General features: G+C 41.2%; 16 protein-coding genes and 1 other annotated feature (1 of these 17 only partly in view). Of the genes, 1 reads left to right on the top strand and 15 read right to left on the bottom strand.

Going from position 1 to position 21939, the window contains the following annotated elements; translation table 11 throughout:
* Window positions 1–16: 16 nt before the first annotated feature.
* Window positions 17–2686 carry a calcium-translocating P-type ATPase, SERCA-type gene (locus AWM68_RS09800; protein ID WP_066240625.1) on the bottom strand — a complete coding sequence of 890 codons (2670 nt, stop codon included), beginning with the start codon at window positions 2684–2686 and terminating at the stop codon, window positions 17–19.
* Window positions 2687–2784: 98 nt separating this feature from the next.
* Between AWM68_RS09800 and AWM68_RS09795 the strand changes: the two genes are divergently transcribed.
* Complete coding sequence (locus tag AWM68_RS09795; protein ID WP_066240623.1) at window positions 2785–4494, top strand: Rqc2 family fibronectin-binding protein; 1710 nt, start codon at window positions 2785–2787, stop codon at window positions 4492–4494.
* Between the two features lie 297 nt (window positions 4495–4791).
* Here AWM68_RS09795 and AWM68_RS09790 read toward each other — a convergent pair whose 3' ends face one another.
* The 14 genes from AWM68_RS09790 to ileS form a co-directional block, all read right to left on the bottom strand.
* Window positions 4792–5451 (bottom strand): class I SAM-dependent methyltransferase, encoded by a 660-nt coding sequence (locus AWM68_RS09790; RefSeq protein WP_231868423.1) that lies wholly within the window; start codon window positions 5449–5451, stop codon window positions 4792–4794.
* A 32-nt stretch (window positions 5452–5483) separates the two neighbouring features.
* Complete coding sequence (gene pyrE / locus AWM68_RS09785; RefSeq protein ID WP_066240617.1) at window positions 5484–6122, bottom strand: orotate phosphoribosyltransferase; 639 nt, start codon at window positions 6120–6122, stop codon at window positions 5484–5486.
* Window positions 6091–6825: an orotidine-5'-phosphate decarboxylase gene (gene pyrF, locus AWM68_RS09780; protein WP_066240615.1), complete on the bottom strand. Its 735-nt coding sequence runs from the start codon at window positions 6823–6825 to the stop codon at window positions 6091–6093. Before pyrF ends, pyrE begins: the two co-directional genes overlap by 32 nt.
* Window positions 6798–7736 carry a dihydroorotate dehydrogenase gene (locus tag AWM68_RS09775; protein WP_066240611.1) on the bottom strand — a complete coding sequence of 313 codons (939 nt, stop codon included), beginning with the start codon at window positions 7734–7736 and terminating at the stop codon, window positions 6798–6800. Before AWM68_RS09775 ends, pyrF begins: the two co-directional genes overlap by 28 nt.
* Window positions 7733–8503, bottom strand: coding sequence for a dihydroorotate dehydrogenase electron transfer subunit (locus AWM68_RS09770; RefSeq protein WP_066240609.1), 771 nt, complete (start codon window positions 8501–8503; stop codon window positions 7733–7735). Before AWM68_RS09770 ends, AWM68_RS09775 begins: the two co-directional genes overlap by 4 nt.
* Window positions 8500–11706, bottom strand: a complete 3207-nt coding sequence (gene carB, locus AWM68_RS09765; RefSeq protein ID WP_066240606.1) for a carbamoyl-phosphate synthase large subunit — start codon at window positions 11704–11706, stop codon at window positions 8500–8502. Before carB ends, AWM68_RS09770 begins: the two co-directional genes overlap by 4 nt.
* Window positions 11699–12796, bottom strand: coding sequence for a carbamoyl phosphate synthase small subunit (locus AWM68_RS09760; protein WP_066240603.1), 1098 nt, complete (start codon window positions 12794–12796; stop codon window positions 11699–11701). The genes carB and AWM68_RS09760 overlap by 8 nt, the downstream gene beginning before the upstream one ends.
* Window positions 12793–14085 (bottom strand): dihydroorotase, encoded by a 1293-nt coding sequence (locus AWM68_RS09755; RefSeq protein ID WP_066240600.1) that lies wholly within the window; start codon window positions 14083–14085, stop codon window positions 12793–12795. The genes AWM68_RS09760 and AWM68_RS09755 overlap by 4 nt, the downstream gene beginning before the upstream one ends.
* Entirely contained in the window at window positions 14060–14980 is a 921-nt protein-coding gene (locus tag AWM68_RS09750; protein WP_066240596.1) for an aspartate carbamoyltransferase catalytic subunit, read from the bottom strand. The genes AWM68_RS09755 and AWM68_RS09750 overlap by 26 nt, the downstream gene beginning before the upstream one ends.
* Before the next feature lie 129 nt (window positions 14981–15109).
* Window positions 15110–16429 carry a solute carrier family 23 protein gene (locus AWM68_RS09745; RefSeq protein ID WP_066240594.1) on the bottom strand — a complete coding sequence of 440 codons (1320 nt, stop codon included), beginning with the start codon at window positions 16427–16429 and terminating at the stop codon, window positions 15110–15112.
* Between the two features lie 156 nt (window positions 16430–16585).
* Window positions 16586–17128: a bifunctional pyr operon transcriptional regulator/uracil phosphoribosyltransferase PyrR gene (pyrR, locus tag AWM68_RS09740; protein WP_066240591.1), complete on the bottom strand. Its 543-nt coding sequence runs from the start codon at window positions 17126–17128 to the stop codon at window positions 16586–16588.
* A gap of 192 nt (window positions 17129–17320) precedes the next feature.
* Window positions 17321–18235 (bottom strand): RluA family pseudouridine synthase, encoded by a 915-nt coding sequence (locus AWM68_RS09735; protein ID WP_066240589.1) that lies wholly within the window; start codon window positions 18233–18235, stop codon window positions 17321–17323.
* The gene (gene lspA, locus AWM68_RS09730; protein WP_066240586.1) at window positions 18228–18692 is read right to left on the bottom strand and encodes a signal peptidase II; all 465 of its coding nucleotides are present in this window, start codon (window positions 18690–18692) and stop codon (window positions 18228–18230) included. The genes AWM68_RS09735 and lspA overlap by 8 nt, the downstream gene beginning before the upstream one ends.
* 372 nt (window positions 18693–19064) lie before the next feature.
* A complete protein-coding gene (ileS, locus tag AWM68_RS09725; protein WP_066240585.1) occupies window positions 19065–21827 on the bottom strand; it encodes an isoleucine--tRNA ligase in 2763 nt (920 codons plus the stop codon).
* Window positions 21828–21925: 98 nt separating this feature from the next.
* Window positions 21926–21939, bottom strand: a binding site (T-box leader) (it continues 217 nt past the right edge of the window).

Raw genomic sequence — 21939 nt, 5'->3', positions numbered from 1 at the left:
GAGCCAGCTTTATATTTTATCGTGCTTCTCTTTTAAACAACTGAAAACCAGCTAAAGCAAATGTTGGAATGGACGCCATGCCCATGACGAGCAGCCATTGTCTTACAGAAAGCGGAACAGTATGGAAGATGTTCTGCAATGGCTCAACATACATAACAACAAGCAGCAAAAGAATGGATGAAATGACCGCTAGCACCAGATATCCGTTTTGGAACGGATTTCTATGAAAAACGGAACGTTCGCTGCGGCAATCAAATACGTGTATTAATTGAGCCATAACTAACGTGGCGAATGCGACTGATTGTGCGACGATCAGTTGATCCGGGTTTTCTTTTAACGTGACCCAAAACGCTAAGATTGTGGCAGCCCCTATTAAGAATCCGCGAGAAATAATTTTCCAGCCCAGTCCCCGTGAGAAGACACCTTCTTTTGCTTGTCTTGGCTTTCTTCTCATCACATCTTCTTCCGCCTGATCGACACCGAGGGCCATTGCAGGTAAACCGTCTGTCACTAGGTTTACCCATAATATTTGAATTGGAACTAAGGGTAATGGCAATCCCATGATCATCGCAAACAGCATGACCAAAATCTCACCCACATTGGATGCGAGCAGATAACGAATAAACTTTCTGATATTTTCATAGATATTTCTTCCTTCTTCTATTGCAGAACGAATTGTAGCAAAGTTGTCGTCTCCGAGAACGAGGGAGGATGCCTCTTTAGCCACATCAGTTCCTGTAATACCCATTGCAATACCAATATTAGCAGACTTTATCGCAGGCGCATCATTTACCCCATCACCTGTCATCGCTACTACATGACCTTTACGCTGCAATGACTTTACAATTTTTAATTTGTGTTCAGGTGATACCCTTGCGTATACATAAACATCTTCAGAAACTTTATCCAGCTCATCATCACTTAACTGCGCGAGTTCCGCACCTTCCATAACTCTTCCGCCTTCTGGAAGCATGTTTAACTTTTTCGCTATACTTGCAGCCGTAACAACATGGTCACCTGTTATCATAACCGTTTTGATTCCTGCAGTCTGACAATCTCTTATACTTTCTTCAACCTCAGGACGAGGCGGGTCCATCATACCTTGCAGCCCGATAAAAGTGAGACTTCTTTCTGCAAAAGAGGCTTGCGAATAATACTCTCCCTCTTTTAACGGACGAATGGCAACGGCGATCGTTCGGAGGGCCTGACTTCCAAGCGCGTAGATCGCTTCTTTAATTCTTTCTTTATGTGCTTGTTTTATTAATTGCTTTTTGTCGTCCCATACAATGTAATCACTCTTTTCCAATAATACATCTGGTGCTCCTTTTACTACGAGCATCTGATTACCATCTGTATCTTGAACAACCACACTCATCATCTTACGTGTAGAATCAAAAGGAAACTCATGCTGGAGGGTAAACTGTTCACTCAAAGACTCTTTTGTAATACCTGCTTTATACGCACTGACAAGTAAAGCGGTCTCAGTCGGATCACCAATTTCCAGCAGTCCACCTTTCTTTCCTTCTTCAATCGATGCATTGTTACAAAGTGCCGCATATGCCAATACTTCTGTCAGCTTATCTTCTCGTTTATTCTCTTGAATAGCTGCTCCAACAACTTCAAAACCATCTTCATTGACCGTCCATTGTCTGCCTTGAGACCAAATTCGGGTAACAGTCATTTTATTTTGCGTAAGTGTACCCGTTTTATCAGAACAAATGACGGTTGCACACCCAAGCGTTTCAACAGAAGGAAGTTTTCGGACAATGGCGCGCTTTCGAATCATCTTTTGTACGCCAAGCGCTAGTGCGATTGTAACGATCGCGGGGAGTCCTTCAGGAATAGCTGCAACAGCAAGTGATACTCCAGCTAATATCATGCTGTAAAGATCATGCCCTTGCATCACCCCTGCAAGTACAACAAGTACGGTTAAGAGTAGGGCAAGTGCGATTAAGATCTTACCAAGTTGTTCAAGCTTCATTTGAAGAGGTGTTGCAATGTTTTCCGCTGTTTGAATCAAATGTGCGATCTTACCCATTTCTGTTTTCATTCCCGTTGCAACAACGATACCTTGTCCTGTTCCTCTCGTGACCATCGTTCCCATAAACGCCATATTCTCTTGATCACCAAGGTTTAGATCATCCGCTGAAAGGAGGTTGTTATGCTTTTGGGCAGGAACGGATTCCCCGGTTAGTGCTGACTCCTCGATTTGCAGACCTGACGTCTTTAATAATCGAATATCTGCACCCACTCTATCGCCACTTTTTACTTTGATCACATCACCTGTTACGACATCTTTTGCGGCGATCGACACCCATTTCCCTTCTCTTAAAACCTGTGCCGTCGGTGCAGAAAGTTCTTTTAGGGAAGCAAGAGACTTCTCTGCTTTTCTCTCTTGAATAAACCCTAGAATACCATTCATGACAACGATCAAGATGATGGCAATAGCGTCTAAATATTCTCCTAAAAAACCAGAAAGCAACGTCGCAGCTAGTAATACTAAAACCATAAAATCTTTGAACTGTGCAAGGAACATTAAAATGGCAGACTGCTTCTTGCCTTCTTCTAACTGGTTCGGTCCATCTAGCTTTAACCGTCGTTCTTGCTCGCTCTTCGTGAGCCCTTCTTCCATTCTGCTGTTCAGTATGGATTCAATTTCGTCTTGCGGCAGCTGGTACCAATTCATAGCTTCCACCTCTAATAAGATTAGTTAATAGCATTTATATGCAGGCATGTCCCCAAAAATGCTATACTATGAATCAGAAAAAAGAGGTGAACCAAATCATGAGTTTTGATGGAATAATGACACGTGCAATTACTACAGAATTACAAAACACACTTACGTCAGGCAGAATTTCAAAAGTGTATCAGCCACATAAGACTGATCTCGTTTTTACAATCAGAGCGAACGGAAAGAACCATAAGCTTTTGTTATCTGCCAATCCTTCGTTTGCGAGAGTTCATCTGACTGAACACACATATGAAAATCCAGATACTCCACCCATGTTTTGTATGCTGCTCAGAAAGCATTTAGAAGGGGCTTTTATCGAAAAGATCGAACAACTTGATGTGGAGAGAATCATTAAGATCACTGTAAAAAACCGTGATGAGATCGGGGATGAAACAACAAAGGTACTATACGTAGAGATCATGGGCAGACATAGCAACATTATTTTAGTTGACGAAAAATCAGAAAAGATTGTCGATAGCATCAAACATGTTCCCAGCTTTCAAAATCGTCACAGAACCATTCTTCCAGGTTTTCAATATGTGATGCCTCCTGCACAGGAGAAAACCAATCCTTTTACTATTACAAATAAGGAAGACTTTATTTCAAGAATTTCCTGGAACGAAGGGAAATTAGATAAGCAGCTTGTGGCCCGATTCAGCGGGTTCTCTCCATTGATCGCAAAAGAAATTGTTCACAGAGCCGGTCTATCCGTTAAAGAGGAAGTTGCGGACGCATTTTTTGAAATAATGAAGCCTTTATCAGAGCAAAACTACGAACCTCAAATGATTACAAATGAAAAGAAAGAATACTTTTCAGTCATTCCGTTAAATCATGTTACAGGTGAGAACCGCCTTTTTGATACCGTAAGCAAAATGCTCGATCGCTTTTTCTATGGAAAAGCTGACCGAGATCGGATTAAACAGCAGGCAAATGATCTTGAAAAATACTTGTCAAACGAGTATGACAAAATCACGAAAAAGATTGGCAAACTAGAAAGAGAACTTCAGCAAACTGTCAATGCTGAAGAGTACCAAAGAAAAGGTGAACTGCTTACTGCGTATATGTATTTAGCAAAAAAGGGCGATAAAGAAATAGAAGTTGAGGATTATTTCTCAGAGGACCAGCCATTAATTAAGATTGATCTTGATCCGCTTAAAACGCCTGCAGATAATGCACAAAACTACTTTAAAAAATACGCAAAGTTAAAAAAATCTGTTTCAATCATCAAAGAGCAAATAGAAAAGTCAAAGAATGAATTGCTTTATTTTGAAAGATTAATCGTTCAGATGGATTCTGCATCCATGAAAGACGTTGAAGAAATTCGAGAAGAGCTTGGAGAAGGCGGTTATTTAAAACACCGGCAAAGTAAAAATAAGAAAAAACAAACCAAGACCCCTCAGCCAGAGAAATTCGTTGCTACCGACGGAACCGAAATCTTGGTTGGAAAGAACAATAAGCAAAACGATTTTCTAACGTTTAAACTTTCTCGAGCGAATGAAACATGGCTTCATACAAAAGACATTCCAGGCTCTCATGTGCTTATTCGCTCATCATCTCCAAGTGAATCAGCAATTCAAGAAGCTGCAGTTTTAGCAGGATTTTTCAGCAAAGCAAAGAATTCCAGCTCAGTACCCGTTGATTATACGTTAGTCAAGCATGTAAAAAAACCAAACGGAGCAAAGCCTGGATTTGTCATTTATGATAATCAGCAGACGCTTTATGTGACACCGGATGAAGATTTAGTGTTTCGTTTAAAAAAATAATAAACTGATTAGTAAACTCTGTAGCTCTTGAAAGATGTTGATTCCCGTTACAGGTAGCTCGCTTTCCTCGGGGCAGGCGGTGAGCCACATTCGGACGTTTCACTCTTAAGTGTATCACCTGCCCGCCTGTCCCGCAGGACAAGGAAGGCTTCGGCAGTGTCGCATCGCACGAAGAAAATTCGAAGTTCAATTTTCGAGGAGTCTCGCCACCTTTCACTCTAATAATGAAGCGAATGAACAAGCTTATCTATAGCAACATATTCTAAATTAGAACTGAAAAAAAGCAGAACAGCATGATTAGCTGTTCTGCTCTTTTTTTGCTGTAGTAATAAGCGCAAGCCCGCCTAGAACTTCTTGATGTTTGATCTCCCTAAAATGAAGATCTTGAAGCAATCCTGTCATTTCATTCTCTGTATAACGATGTCTTCTCGTACTGACATTTGACCATTTTAATAAAGCCGTTCTCTCAAAGCCCGAGATTCCATGTTCCTTCCCGAAAGAAAGAGCGGTCTCCTGACTCATCTTTTCAGTAGGGTTCAACATCGCAATCATACCATCATGCTTAAGTGTACGATGAACCTCTCGTATTCCCTTACGAGGATCTGGCAATAAGAACATCACACAAGTGGATAATGCTAAATCAAATTCTTCATCTTTAAATGGCAAATTTTCTGCGTCTGCAACTAAAAATTCACTTTTACTACTTAATTCATGGTAAAAAAATTGTTGAATACTCGCCTTCACCATCTCAGATGATAAATCCACTCCTACTAACCTTTTCGCTTCTTCTGCTCCTCTGAGCAAAAGCCTGCCGGTTCCACAACCTACATCCAGGACTTCTTTATCCACCCATGACCCTGTTGTTTCTTTTAATGTATCATGTACTTCTTTCAGCCATGTTGTACGCGCCATAGCATCAAAAAAAGAAACAAGCTCGTCAAATTCTTCACCGTTCATTTTTCTCAAAATCGTAGTCTCTCCTTAGAATACTATTTGGAAAAAGAGGCAGCTCCCCAATGCTCTGGGTCTTGTTGCCATTCTTTTAATAAAGAAAGCCCCTGTTCACTAATCTTACCGCTTTCTTGTGCTTCCTCTATTAATGTACTAAAGTTTGTAACCGTTTGAAAAGGAATATCTCGTTCACCAAGTGCGTCATCTGCTTTTTTCAATCCGTAGCTAAAGATGGCTACAACACCTAACACTTCAATACCCGCTTCACGAAGTGCAAGAACAGATTGAATGGAGCTTTTTCCTGTAGAAATCAGATCTTCAACAACAACTGCCTTTTTGCTTTTTTCTGTTAAACCCTCGATTTGTTTCGCTTTTCCATGAGCTTTTGCGCTTGATCGTACGTAGCACATCGGCAGATTCATCTGTTCAGCTACAAATGCAGCATGCGGGATACCAGCTGTTGCAGTTCCTGCGATTAAATCGGCTTCCCCGTAATGATTCTGAATTAACGCTGCAAGTTCTTCAGCAACTTGTTTACGAATTTCCGGGTACGCGATAATTAGACGGTTATCGCAATAAATGGGAGACTTTAAACCTGAAGACCACGTGTAGGGATTTTCTGGTGATAGTGTTACGGCTTCAATATTAAGCAAGTGTTTGGAAACGGTTGTTTTCATAGCTTTCTCTCCATTCATTGAAAATTTCGTTATATATGCTCACTGGTTCTTCAGCTCCTGTGATGCTCCGACCGACAACCATATAATCTGATTTCTTCATTGCTGCTTCTGCTGGTGTTGCTATTCTTGCTTGATCATGCGTCTCAGAACCAGAAAGTCTGATTCCAGGAGTTACCGTAAGAAAATCTTCTCCGCAAACATTCTTTATAGAAGAAGCTTCTTGTACCGAGCAAACGACGCCATCAAGACCTGCATGCTTTGCAAGTTTTGCATAGTGTGATACGCAATCATTCAAATTGTGATCCTTAATCAACAACTCTTCTTTCAACACTTTTTCTGTTGTACTCGTCAGTTGTGTGACAGCAATTAATTTCGTCTGATGAGCACCTGCTGCAATCAGTCCGTCCTTAGCGGCTTTCATCATAGCAAATCCGCCAGCAGCATGAACATTAACCATATCAATGTTCAGTCCACCTAGAACTTTCATAGCTTTATGGACAGTCGTCGGAATATCATGAAGCTTTAAATCTAGGAAAACACGAAAGTTTCGTTCTTTCAGCCAGCTGACAAAGGAAGCACCTTCTGCATAAAAAAGCTCCATGCCCACTTTTACATATGGAGACCGACCTTCAAAACTGGCTAAAAATGCTTTTGTTTTTTTTGCATTTTCAAAATCTAACGCGATGATAACGGGGTTTTCCATTTTCTAAAACTCCTTCCAGTCATTTCGCTTATATTTTCAACACCGATCTCGTCCAATAATGCGGGAAGACTGTCGATAATTTCAGGGCATATATAAGGATTCACAAAGTTCGCGGTACCTACCGCTACAGCAGAAGCTCCAGCTGACATCATTTCAAGTACATCTTCAGCAGTACTCACACCGCCCATACCGATAATCGGAAGTGATACTTTTTGACTGACTTCATAGATCATACGAATCGCTACTGGTTTGATCGCTGGACCAGATAAACCGCCAGTTTTGTTCGCCAAGATCGGATTTCCCGTTCTCCAGTCCAGTTTCATTCCAACAAGTGTATTGATCATCGAAAGACCGTCTGCACCTGCTTCTTCCACCGCTTGTGCCATCTCCACGATGTTTGATACATTCGGTGAAAGTTTAACGTACACAGGTTTTTGTGATGCTTCTTTTACTTTTCGTGTTAAGTCAGCAGCTGATTTATAATGTGTTCCGAACTGTATGCCACCCTCTTTTACATTCGGGCAGGATATATTTAACTCAACCGCTGATACGAGAGGTGAAGCGGAAATTTGTCGTGTAACTTCGATATATTCCTCTTCTGTTGATCCTGCAATATTAGCTAAGATTGGAATGTTGTATGGCTTCAGCGCAGGAAGTTCATTTTCGATAATGTTTGCAACTCCTGGATTTTGTAGACCAATGGCATTTAGCATGCCGCTTTCCGTTTCCGCTACTCGAGGGGTTGGGTTTCCGAAACGACCCTCAAGCGTAGCCGCTTTAATCGTAATACCGCCAAGAAGGCTTAAGTCATACCATTTTGAATATTCTTTTCCGAAACCAAAACAACCTGACGCAGGCAGAATGGGGTTCTTCATATTTAATCCTGGCAATGAAACACTTAGCCGACTCATAAAACAACCTCCCCCATTTTAAAGACCGGTCCGTCGCTGCAAATTTTTACGTAACCTGATTTTCTTGTTTCGGTCGGACATACACACGCAAAACACGCTCCGATCCCGCAGCCCATTCTTTCTTCTAAAGAAAGATAGCCGTCTAAGCTGTCTGCTTTTTCTTCAACAGCTTTTAGCATTACTGCTGGGCCAACAGAATAGATAACAGGCTCCTCTTTCAAGCTTTGTTCCATCGCATCTGTAACAAATCCTTTTATACCAAAAGAACCATCTGCGGTCGTTACGATCGTTTCACCAATTTCTTTAAACTTATCAATATAAAAGCTATCTTCAAGTGATTGATAGCCCAAGATGAACGTGACTTGTACTCCAGTATTTTTAAGCTGTTTTCCAAGGTAGTAAAGCGGGGGTACACCAATTCCTCCACCGACAAGGAGAGCACTTCTTTTTATATCAACTTCATCCATGTTAAAGCCGTTACCAAGCGGACCAAGAACATCTACTAGTTCACCGTTTTGTTTTTCGCTAAGCTGCTTCGTACCATCACCTTGCGCTCGATATAACAAAGTTACTTCTTCTCTTTCAAGATCTACATCACAGATCGATAAAGGACGGCGCAATAGTTTAGAAGTATGATTTCCAATACTGACATGGAGAAACTGACCAGGTGAAGTCATATTTCCTACACCAGGGCCAGTCAATTTCATTTCAAATATATTTCGAGCTATCTCCGTATTCGACGTAACCTTTAACAAATGTTTCATCATACGAGCACCTTTTCTTTTTTAGTGAAAGAAGACAGGGCATGCGCTGAGAACGAAATGGACTCTAGTACTTCTAATAGAGCAACAGAAGTATCCAGGTTTGTCAGACACACTACTCCGTTTTCGGCACATTCTCTTCGAATTCGGAATCCGTCTCTAGCTGGCAGCTTTCCTTTAGTCAGTGTGTTAACAACAAATTGTGCTTCGCCTTTTCGGATCACTTCTAGCATGTTTCTTCCTTCAGCACCAATCTTGCCTACAACTTCAACTGGGATGCCTTCTTTTTCAATAATGCCTGCTGTTCCTTCAGTCGCCATGATTGTGTAGCCGATCTCGTAGAATCTCTTCACCATATGAAGCGCTTCTTCTTTATCTTTATCTGCTACAGTAAAGAGTACTGCTCCATATTTAGGAATCTTCATGCCAGATGCGATAAGTCCTTTGTAAAGGGCTTTTTGAAGATTCTTATCTCTTCCCATTACTTCCCCAGTTGATTTCATCTCAGGTCCTAAATACGTATCTACTCGGCGCAGTTTAGCAAATGAGAACACTGGTACTTTTACAGAAACTTCATCCGCTTCCTTCTGGTAGCCTGTATGATAGCCTTGACTTTCTAAGCTGTCACCTAAAATAACTTTTGTAGCAACGTTTGCCATCGGAACACCTGTTATCTTGCTTAGGAACGGCACTGTTCGGCTTGAGCGCGGATTCACTTCAAGTACATATACTTCCTCTTTGTGCCAAACAAACTGTATGTTCAACAATCCAATGATCTTTAATCCTTTTGCGATCGAGATGGTTCTGTCGATAATCTTTTGTTTGATATTTTCAGGCAATGTTTGCGGAGGATATACCGCGATTGAGTCACCTGAGTGAACACCCGCGCGTTCAATATGCTCCATCATTCCAGGGATGAACACATCTTTTCCATCTGAGATCGCATCGACTTCAATCTCTTTACCTTCAAGGTATCTGTCAACCAATACAGGGTGATCCGGATTTACTCTCGCTGCGTTCTCCATATATTGAAGAAGTTCGCTTTCTTGGTACACGATCTCCATCGCTCTTCCACCTAATACATAAGACGGGCGAACAAGAACAGGGTAGCCGATTGAATTTGCGATCGTTACAGCATCTGTTACAGAGAATGCTGTTTTTCCTGCTGGCTGCGGAATGTTAAGCTGCTGCATCACTTTTTCAAAACGCTCTCTGTCTTCTGCTAAATCCATGCTGTCTAACGATGTTCCAAGAATCTTAATTCCTCTTCTTTCAAGTTCTTCAGAAAGATTGATGGCAGTTTGTCCTCCAAACTGAACAATAACTCCTTCAGGCTTTTCGTGTTCAATAACATGCATAACGTCTTCTACCGTCAGTGGTTCAAAATAAAGCTTATCTGACATACTAAAATCTGTAGATACGGTTTCAGGATTATTGTTAATGATGATTGCTTCATATCCTGCTTCTTGAATCGCCCAAACGGTATGAACAGTAGCGTAGTCGAATTCAATTCCTTGTCCGATTCTGATCGGTCCTGAACCAAGTACTACAACACTCTTCTTTTCGGTAATGATTGATTCATCTTCCTCACCGTAAGTTCCGTAGTAGTAAGGTGTCGCGGATTCGAACTCAGCCGCACACGTATCTACCATCTTGAACACAGGTTTAATTTCTTCGTTCAGTCTGAATTGGTAAAGCTCGTATTCATCCATCTCCCAAGCTTCTGCAATCCAGCGGTCGCTGAATCCTTTTTCTTTTGCTTTCTTTAAGATCACCGCATCTTTTTTACGCTCTTTAACTCGTTTCTCTAGTAAGATGATTCCGTATAACTTTTCTAAGAAGAACAGATCAATCTTTGTCCACTCATGAATTTCTTCCACTGTAATGCCCATTCTGAATGCTTCTGCGATATAGAAAAGTCTTTCATCATCTGCTCGCAGGATCTTTTCTTCAACTTCTGATTTTGTTAGATTTTTTTCTTTTACATCTAGATGGAAAGCAGATATTTCGAGTGACCTCACTGCTTTTAAAAGTGATTCTTCAAAGTTGCGTCCGATTGCCATAACCTCTCCTGTTGCTTTCATCTGAGTGCCGAGCTTACGGTTCGCGCCTTCAAACTTGTCAAACGGCCATCTAGGTATCTTTGAAACAATATAGTCAAGAGCAGGTTCAAAACAAGCATACGTTGTTCCTGTTACGGGATTTTTAATCTCATCGAGTGTGTAGCCTACTGCAATCTTCGCCGCTAGTTTCGCGATCGGATAACCTGTCGCTTTTGAAGCAAGTGCTGATGAACGGCTGACACGCGGATTTACTTCAATCACATAATATTGTGAGCTTTCTGGGTCTAGAGCAAGCTGTACGTTACAGCCTCCCTCAATTTTTAACGCTCTAATAATTCTTAATGATGCATTTCGTAAAAGCTGGTAGTCCCGATCTGTCAGTGTCTGACTCGGAGCTACTACGATTGAATCACCTGTATGAATACCGACAGGATCAATGTTTTCCATGTTACATACAACGATGGCTGTATCATTCTTGTCTCTCATTACTTCATATTCGACTTCTTTAAAGCCTGCGATGCTTTTCTCGATCAGTACTTGTCCAACAGGGCTTGCATGCAGACCAGATGGTGTAATTTCTAAAAATTCTTCCTCGTTTGTTACGATACCTCCGCCTGTTCCTCCGAGTGTAAAGGCAGGACGAATGATCACTGGATAGCCATTTTCTTCAACAAATGCTCTTGCTTCTTCCATGTTGTGAACGATTGCACTCTCAGGTACTGGCTCATTCAACTCTCTCATTAAATTTCTGAACAAGTCACGATCTTCTGCTTGCTGGATGGAGGGAAGCTTTGTTCCTAATAGTTCTACGTTGTATTCTTCAAGAATGCCTGAGTTAAACAGTTCTACTGCCATGTTAAGTCCTGTTTGACCACCAAGTGTAGCAAGAAGTCCATCAGGACGCTCTTGACGGATAATTCGAGAAACAAACTCAAGTGTTAAAGGTTCGATGTACACCTTATCTGCCATGTTAGGATCTGTCATGATGGTTGCTGGGTTTGAGTTAACAAGTACAACTTCATATCCTTCTTCTTTTAAAGCTTGGCAAGCTTGTGTACCTGCATAGTCAAATTCTGCTGCTTGTCCAATTACGATTGGTCCAGAACCAATCACTAGAATTTTTCGGATGTCTTGTCGTTTAGGCATATTGCATCAAACCTTCTTTCTTAGTTGTTTTTATCATGTTCATGAACTCATCAAAGATCGGATTTGAATCTTGAGGTCCTGGTGACGCCTCTGGGTGATATTGAATAGAAAAAGCTGGTTTAAATTTATGCTTCAAACCTTCCACTGTCCCATCGTTTACCGCTTGATGTGTAAGCACTAAATCTGTATTTAACAATGAACTTTCGTTTACCGCGTATCCATGGTTTTGAGAAGTTAGTGCGATCTTGCCTGTTGCAAGATCTTTTACAGGGTGATTCGATCCTCTATGACCGAATTTAAGCTTTTCTGTATCAGCTCCTGAAGCTAGAGCTAGAAGCTGATGCCCCAGGCAGATTCCTAAGATTGGAACATTGTTTTTTAACAGCTCTTGAATCATTGTAATCCCTGTGTGTACATCTTTTGGATCTCCAGGGCCATTGCTGAGTAAAACACCGTCTGGCTGCAGGCGGATAATTTCAGCTGCCGTAGTGTTGTAAGGGACAACGATTACATCACATAAACGTCTAGAAAGCTCTCTAAGCATTCCGCTTTTTACACCAAAGTCTACTACTACAACTCGATATCCGCTGTTTGGCAGGTGATAAGGAGACTTTGTCGATACTTTACTTACTTGATCAGTCGTTAATCCTGATCTGTTTAATTCATTAATGATCTCTTCAGCATTTTCAATGGAATTCGTCATTTTTCCTTTTAATGTCCCGAATTGACGTATCTTTCTCGTTAACTTGCGCGTATCAATTCCGTACAGTCCAGGAATGTCTTTCGCCGTCAGCCAGCTGCTTAATGACTGCATGCCTTCATGGTGATTAGGGAACTCCGCATGTTCGTTTACAATGATTCCGCTTGTAGCTGGATGAATCGACTCATAATCAGATCGGTTGATTCCGTAGTTGCCTACTAACGGGTACGTAAAGCATATGATCTGATCACAATACGATGGATCTGTCATAACTTCCTGATAACCTGTCATACTTGTTGTAAATACAACCTCTCCACTTGATTCACGCTGTGAACCAAATGCCAGTCCGTTAAAAATTGTTCCATCCTCTAATATTAAGTAGCGTTTCATACTAAGCTCTCCTCTCTGTGATAAACAAGCTTTCCATCAAATATGGTTGCAACTGGCCATCCTTTGCAGTTCCATCCGTCAAATGGTGTATTCTTCCCTTTTGATACGAACTCACCAGCGTTGATGACTTCTTCTTTTTCTAAATCAACGATTGTTATGTCTGCTACTGCACCTTCTTTAAGTGATCCATAAGGCAGATCAAAGCTTTCTGCCGGCTTTTTCGTCATGTTATCCACCAGCTCCTGCAGTGTGAATAGCTTCTTCTTTACGACAAGCTCTGTGTAAAGAAGGGGGAATGCTGTTTCGAGACCTACAATTCCAAAAGGTGCAAGTTCCACATTCTGATTTTTCTCTTCAGCACTATGCGGCGCATGATCTGTTGCGATGAAGTCTAGCGTGCCTTCTTTTAATCCTTGGATTAACGCTTCACGATCAGCTTCACTTCTAAGCGGCGGATTCATCTTGTAATGTGTATCGTTAGCTCTTATGTCTTTGTCACTTAAAATTAAGTGGTGAGGTGTTACTTCTGCAGTTACTTTTATACCAGCGCATTTTGCATCTTTTATAACGCGAACAGATTCTTTCGTACTCACATGACAAACATGGTATCTGGCATCTGCTGCTTCAGCGAGCAGTACATCACGTGCGATGTGAACAGATTCACTTACTGAAGGAATTCCTGGCAAACCTTCTTTTTTTGTAAATTCACCTTCATGAAATGCGCCTCCTTTAGGAAGGAGTGTATTGTCTTCACAATGTGCCACGATTACCGCTCCAAGCCTGCTCGCCTCTTTCATCGCCTTTAGCATCATCCCAGCTGACTGCACGCCGACTCCATCATCCGTAAAAGCAAAGGCTCCTCCTTTTATAAGCGTTTCAAAATCTGTTAGTTCGCTGCCGATTTGTCTTGTTGTTATAGAAGCGTAAGGCAATACTCTGCAGCTCGCTGTATCCTTAATCTTTTGCTGTACAAGTTCTAACGTCTCTGCACTGTCTGGAACAGGGCGTGTGTTAGGCATTGCTGCAAGAGTCGTATAGCCACCTTTTACAGCTGCTTTCGTTCCTGTTTCTATCGTTTCTTTATGTTCACCGCCAGGCTCTCTTAAGTGAACGTGAAGATCTACAAATCCTGGCGTTACAAGTTTTCCATCTACTTCTAAGACTTGGTGCTCATCTGCAGGGATGTCTTTTTCGATTTTTTGAATCACGTTATTCTCGATTAAAATATCAGTATGGATAAAGTTGTTGTTTCCATCTAAAATGTTAGCGTTTTTTAATAAGTAACCCATGATCTACCGCCTCCTGATTCGTTGTTAAAGCCCATTTTAAAACAGCCATTCGGATAAAGACCCCGTTCTGAACTTGTTTAAAGATTCTAGAACGTTCACACTCTACAAGCTCATCTGCGATTTCAACCCCTCTATTAACTGGGGCAGGGTGCATGATTATGCTGTGAGGCTTCATTCTCTTTTCTCTTTCAATTGTCAGTCCATATTGCTGATGATAATCCTCTTTGGTTAAAAGCATGGAATTGCTATGTCTTTCATGCTGTATTCTGAGCATCATCAACGCGTCAGCCGCTTCTACTGCTTCATCCATCGGTATAAAGTCCTCTTTCCACTCATCAACAAACCATTCTTCAGGTCCTGAGAACAACACTCTAGCTCCCATTTTTCGAAGTACCTCTGCATTTGATCGTGCAACTCGGCTGTGCAGGATATCTCCTACAATTACGACTGTTAATCCTTGTAAGACAATAAACTCTTGTTGAATCGTTAGTACATCTAAAAGAGATTGAGTAGGATGATTTCCGCAGCCATCTCCGGCGTTGATGATTGGAACATTTATTTTTTCAGCTAAGCCATCGAAATAGCGGTCTTCAGGATGCCTGATAACAAATGCCTCTACTCCGATTTCCTCTAGTGTTCTTAACGTGTCGTAAAGCGTCTCTCCTTTTTGAACGGAAGATCCGTTAACTTCCACGTTTAAAGGGTTCATGCCAAGTCTGTGCTCTGCAGCTTCAAAGCTGAACCTTGTTCTTGTACTTGGCTCAAAAAATAAATTCGCGATCAACTTATTGTTGAAGATTTTATCTTGCTTTCCGCTTTTAAATTCTTCTGCTTTGTTTAAGATGTATTGAATGTCCTCGATAGACAATTCGTTCATAGACAGCAAATGATTCATCTAAAACTCTCCTTTTGACATAAAAATAGCACCCTGAAAGTTTTTTCAGGGTGCTCTTAACAGAAGAAGACAATCGTTCCTCTTAAGTCGTCACCCTTTTAAGTCTCTCGTACTTATTTAAAAGGTGTATTATGCAGCTGTGTCGCTACCATCTGTTTTAAACATTTTGTTCATTAGATCTTTATCGTTTTCTTTACCTGGCAGCACCAAGTTTAAGACAATTCCGATCAGTGTTGCTAATGCCATTCCAGCGATCTCAAAGTTTGCATTAATCTTGAGGGCTGCACCGCCGATTCCCGTTACTAAGATAACAGATGAGATAATCAAGTTTCTTTTGTTTCCAAAGTCTATATTGTTATCCACAAGCATTCTTAGTCCAGACGAAGCAATGATTCCGAATAAGAGAATGGAAACTCCACCCATTACCGCTGTTGGTATCGTACTGATTAGTGCTGTTACTTTACCAGAGAATCCGAACAAAATGGCCGTTATAGCAGCTCCCCCGATTACGAAAACTGAGTAAACTCGAGTGATAGCTAACACTCCGATGTTTTCACCGTAAGTGGTTACAGGAGGTCCTCCGATTATCGAACCGATAACCACTCCCATTCCGTCTCCTAGAATCGAGCGATGAAGGCCTGGTTTTTCGATAAAGTTTCGGCCAACTACTTTTGATAAGACGAGCTGATGTCCGATGTGTTCTGCAATGGTAACCGCAGCAACAGGCATCATGATCATCGCGATACTCCAAGAAAAGTCTGGAGTGTAGTTTACAAAAGGAACAAAGAAGTCTGGTGCTTGAATCCATTTTGCTTCTGCCACTTTCGTAAAATCTACGATACCTCTAAAGTAGGCAAAGCTAAAACCTGCGATGATTCCGATCAAGATTGGTATAATTCCTAAAATCCCTCTGAAAAAAATGGAGCAAATGATTGTTATTCCTAGTGTAAAGAGCGCCACCGTAAAGTGGTTTAAGCTATACTTCTGTGTTTCCGGATCGTTCATCGCCATACCTACTGCTACGTTCGCTAACCCTAATCCGATAACAATGATTACTGGTCCAACCACAACTGGTGGTAATACTCTCATCAGCCACTTGAACCCAAAACCTTTAATTAGTAGGGCAACTACCCCATATACTAATCCCGCTAGAAAGCTTCCTAACATTGCAGCCTCAGGACCGCCAAAAGCTTTAACAGTCAAGATTGGGGTAATAAAAGCAAAGCTTGATCCAAGGTAGGCTGGTATCTGTCCTTTTGTTACTAAAAGGTATGCGATGGTTGCAAGTCCGCTTGATACAAGCGCAACTCCAGGGTGCAGTCCAACGAGAAACGGTACTAATACCGTTGCGCCGAACATTGCGAATAAGTGCTGTAAGCTCAGTGTAAGCCATTGAACCGGTGATGGTTTTTCATTTACATCTAATATTGCTTTTGTGTTGTTTTCCATTTGTAATTAAACCTCCTATTTTGTGAATCTAATGAAAAGACCTCTTCTGCTTTTAGCAAAAGAGGCCGTGGAGGCATACATGTTTCACTTTTAATTTAGTGAACATGTAATTTATACCTCCCTTGCCAGCCTCTCTGGACTGAATTTAAAGGGACATTATTTGTTTGTAGAGATTGATACTTCATCAAAGCCATCAACTTCTATTAAAGAAGCTGAAATGATTTCTTCGCTTGATGTCGGAACATTCTTTCCTACATAATCAGCTCTTATCGGCAGTTCTCTATGACCTCTGTCGATAAGGACTGCGAGCTGTATATTCGATGCTCGTCCAAGATCCATGATGGCATCCATACCCGCTCTAACGGTTCTTCCTGTATATAGAACATCATCGACTAAGATAATCTTTTTGTCCGAAACTTCGACCGGAATATCTGTTCCTTTCACTTCAGGTTCAGAATCATCCGTTTTGATCTTGAGGTCGTCTCTGTATAATGTGATATCAATTACACCGACTGACACAGCGTTCCCTTCGATCTGTTCGATACGCTCAGCAAGGCGTTTTGCAAGAAATTCTCCACGGGTCTTTATGCCAGCTAATACGATGTCTTTGACTCCTTTATTTCGCTCAATGATTTCGTGCGCGATTCGAGTCAGTGCTCTTCTAATTGCTTGGTCATCCATTAAAACTGTCTTTGACATAATTTACCCTCCCTATTAAAACTTGCTGCCTTTAACCTTATTTCAAAAAAAAAAATCCTCTCGTCACGCATGACGAGAGGATAGAGTAATCCCTGATGGATTCTCATGAATAACGTTTCCTTCTCAGCCTCACGGGACTAAAGTTAAAGGACTATTAAGTTACATTGATTATGACAAACTCCTAGATGATTGTCAACTTCTTTTCTCTAAAAGATCTAATAGCTCATTCATGTCAGCTGGAATTTCACGTTTAAATTCCATATATTCGCCTGTTCTCGGATGATCAAAACCAAGGGTTTCTGCATGAAGTGCCTGGCCATCAATGGTAAGCGTCTTTGAAGGACCATACTTCGGGTCACCTGCTAGAGGAAATCCAATATATTTCATGTGGACACGGATTTGGTGTGTTCTTCCCGTTTCTAATTGACACTCAACAAACGTATAATTTGCAAATCGTTTTATGACATTAAAATGCGTTACAGCGTCACGGCTATTTTCATCAGTAACTGTCATTTTCTGACGATCACTTTTATCTCTTCCGATTGGAGCATCGATCGTGCCTTGATCATGCTGCATAACGCCATGAACAATAGCTTTATAAACACGAGTTGTTGTTTTCGCTTTAAGCTGGTTAACAAGAGACTCATGAGCCATGTCATTCTTTGCGACCATAAGCAGTCCTGACGTATCTTTATCAATACGGTGGACGATCCCAGGACGCAATACACCATTAATTCCAGAAAGGTCCTTACAATGAGCCATAAGACCGTTAACGAGTGTTCCGCTGTAATGCCCTGGAGCTGGGTGAACAACCATGCCGCGCGGTTTATTTACTACAAGAACATCTGAATCTTCATATACGATATCGAGATTCATCTCTTCAGGAACAACATCAAGCACTTCTGGTTCCGGTATATCAATTTCAATAACGTCACCAGCTGCACATTTGTAGTTAGATTTTACAGGACTGTCTTTTAATAACACAATTTTGTCTTTGATCCAGCTTTGAATTTGCGAACGGGACCAATCGTCCTGAACTTCAGACAAAACCTTATCAATACGGTTTCCTGCTTGTTCAGGAGTTACCGTATACTCGAATTTATTCATTTTCTGTCTCCTTCTTTTTGCTTTCCATAAAACTTTGTATAAAAATAAGACCTACGCCTACAACAAGCGCACTGTCAGCAACATTAAATATCGGGAAATCATAACTTCCTATATAAACATTTAGAAAATCAACTACTTCTCCGCGAAGTAAACGATCGATAAAGTTTCCAACTGCTCCTCCTAATACAAGTGCAAGAGCTGTTTTAAGCAAAGTATCATGCGCGTGCTTCTGCAGGTAGTAAATCACTGCCCCAACAACTATGACCGTAATAAGGATAAAAAAGGATCGCTGATCTTGCAGGATACCGAATGCTGCTCCCCTGTTTCGGTGAGAGGTTATGTAGAAAACTTGATCAATAACTGAAATAGACTCGCCATACTCCATTTTCTTTACAATTACCCACTTTGTCGCCTGATCGATTATCAAGATTAACAAAGCTACAAGATAATAAAACAATAGAACTCCTCCGATACAGAAATTAATGTCTTTATGAATTGTAGCACAGCCATCGGACGTTCTACAATTTAATTTGTGCAAGTCACTAACGAAGTACTCCATCACAAGAAAAAATCCCGCAAAGTGCGGGATTGTTTTTCTTATTGGTTGTTTTATAGAAGAATTTTTGCTTGTAAATGTTTTGTTCATTCGCTTCACTGGCAAGTTGATTGGAGTGTAAGATGCGAGACTCTCGGCTAGGACAAGCCGGCAGGTGAGACACTTATACGTGAAACGTACAAATGTGGCTCACCGCCTGCCCCGCGGAAAGCGAGCATCTGAAACGCAAATCAACCACTTTCAAAAAAGCACCAATTAATTAAATAAGAAATTTTATGCGTAATGCTTTTCAACTATATCTGCACAGCTTGCACAAAGAGTAGGATGGCTCTCATTCTTACCTACATCTTCAGAAACAACCCAGCATCGCTCACAAGTTTCACCTTCCGCTGAAGTTACAGAAACAGCAACATGTTCATACTGCCCTGCCGATTCAGGAGCTTCAGCTTTCACTCCTCCAACTTCTGCTTTAGAAACGATAAAGAGCTTATTCAAGTCTTCTACTGACTCAAGCCAAGGTTTTAAAGTATCGGTCGGATAAAGAGTGATTGAAGCAGTTAATGATTTACCAATCGTTTTTTGGCTTCTCGCTTCTTCCAAAGCTTTTAACACTTCATCACGCACATCCATGAATACATCCCAGTCTTTTTCAAGCTGTTCTGTACCTTGATAGTTTTTCACTTCTGGCATTGTTGTTAACTGAACACTTGCTTCTTCAGCACCAGGAATGTACTCCCATACTTCGTCAGCTGTGTGAGAAAGGACTGGGGCAGAAAGCTTTGTTAGTGCCATTAATGTTTCATAAAGCACCGTTTGGATACTTCTGCGTTTATGATCATCCTCAGCTTGAATATAGAGTGTATCTTTTGCCATATCCAAATAGAAAGAGCTTAACTCGATCGTACAGAAATTATGGATGGTATTGTATACCGTGATAAACTGATACTCTTCATACGCTTTCTTCACTTTAGCTACAACTTTGTCAAGCTTTACCATCATGTATTTTTCAAGATCCGGCATTTCTTCAAATGCAACAGAATGTTGTTTAGGATCGAAGCCATGAAGGTTACCCAATAAGAAACGAAGTGTATTTCTGATCTTACGGTATACTTCTGCAACTTGTTTTAAAATATCATCGGATACACGCACATCTGATTGATAGTCTACAGAAGATACCCATAGACGAATGATGTCTGCTCCAAGCTGCTTCATAACCTTGATAGGGTCAAGCGTATTTCCGATTGATTTACTCATCTTGCGTCCTTCACCATCTAAAACGAATCCATGGCTTAGAACTGCTTTATATGGCGCTTTCCCTGTGATTGCAACGGATGTTGAAAGCGATGAGTTAAACCATCCGCGGTATTGGTCAGACCCTTCAAGATAGAGATCTGCAGGACGAACTAAGTTTTCTCTCTCTTCAAGAACACCCCAGTGTGATGTTCCTGAATCAAACCATACATCCATAATATCTGTTTCTTTTGAGAAACGACCATTCGGACTATGAGGAGATGTAAACCCTTCAGGGAGCAAATCTTTAGCATCTCTTTCAAACCAAACGTTAGAACCATGCTCTCTAAACAATTCTACGACATGAGCAATCGTTTCTTCAGTAAGGATTGCTTCTCCGTCCTCACCATAGAATACAGGGATTGGTACACCCCATGCTCGTTGACGGGAGATACACCAATCTTCACGGTCTTTGATCATATTGTGAAGACGCGTCTCACCCCATGTAGGAACCCAGTTTACCTCTTCAATCGCTCGCAGCATATCTTCACGGATTCCTTTAATAGATGCAAACCACTGTGCAGTTGCACGGAATATTACCGGCTTTTTTGTTCTCCAGTCATGTGGATAGGAGTGAGTGATAAACGAAAGCTTTAACAATGCACCTTTTTCTTGTAGTTGTTCGGTGATCGGTTTATTTGCTTCATCATAAAAGAGACCTTCGAACCCAGGAGCTTCTTTTGTCATTACACCTCTGTCATCAACAGGGCATAACACTTCAAGACCGTAGCGCTTACCGACTAAGAAGTCATCTTCCCCGTGTCCGGGAGCGGTGTGAACACAGCCTGTTCCTGCGTCCGTTGTAACGTGTTCACCAAGCATAACGAGAGAATCACGTCCATACAATGGGTGGCTAGCTACTACATTTTCGATTTCAGCACCTTTGAAACGCTTAACAACTTCAGCCTGTTCCCATTCGAATTCTTTTGTAAGAGATTCTAAAAGAGCTTCAGCAACAACGTATTTACCATTCTCTGTTTGAACAGAAACGTAATCTAACTCAGGGTGAACAGAGATTCCTAGGTTTGCTGGAATCGTCCATGGCGTTGTTGTCCAGATAACAAGTTTTTCATCTGTATCAAGAACCCCTTTGCCATCTTTCACATCAAAAGCTACATAGATAGAAGCTGAACGCTTATCTTGATATTCAATTTCCGCCTCTGCCAAAGCGGACTCTGATGATGGTGACCAATAAACAGGCTTTAGCCCCTTATAGATCAAGTCTCTCTTCGCCATCTCGCCGAATACTTCAATCTGTCTTGCTTCATAGCCTTTATCAAGTGTGATATAAGGGTTTTCCCAGTCCCCGCGAACACCTAGGCGTTTGAACTGTTCACGCTGATGATCCACTTGTTTAAGAGCATATTCTTCACAAAGCTTGCGAAATTCTGCGACAGTAAGCTCTTTGCGTTTAACTTTCCCGCTTTTTGTAAGTGCCGTTTCAATCGGCAATCCGTGTGTATCCCAGCCAGGTACATAAGGAGCATAATGACCTGTCATCGATTTGAAACGAACAATGATATCTTTTAGGATTTTGTTTTCAGCATGCCCGATGTGGATATCGCCGTTGGCATACGGAGGTCCGTCATGCAAGATAAATGGCGGCAAATCCTTCGTATTTTCAAGCACCATTTCATAAATGTTTAGTTCTTTCCATTTTTCTTGAACGACAGGTTCTCTTTGCGGAAGATTTCCACGCATCGGAAACTCTGTTTTTGGCATTAATAGCGTGTCTTTATAATTCATAATCTTTCCTCCTTCATTACGATAAAACGTGACAGATGACTTGGTCTTTTGGTAATCGCACGGAAAACAAAAAACCTTCTCATCCCCACTGTATGAACAGTAGGGACGAGAA

This window comes from Fictibacillus phosphorivorans, from assembly GCF_001619875.1.
GTDB lineage: Bacteria > Bacillota > Bacilli > Bacillales > Fictibacillaceae > Fictibacillus > Fictibacillus phosphorivorans_B.
Note: the sequence above shows the minus strand (reverse complement) of the source record. Positions and strands in the feature narration are given on the sequence as shown.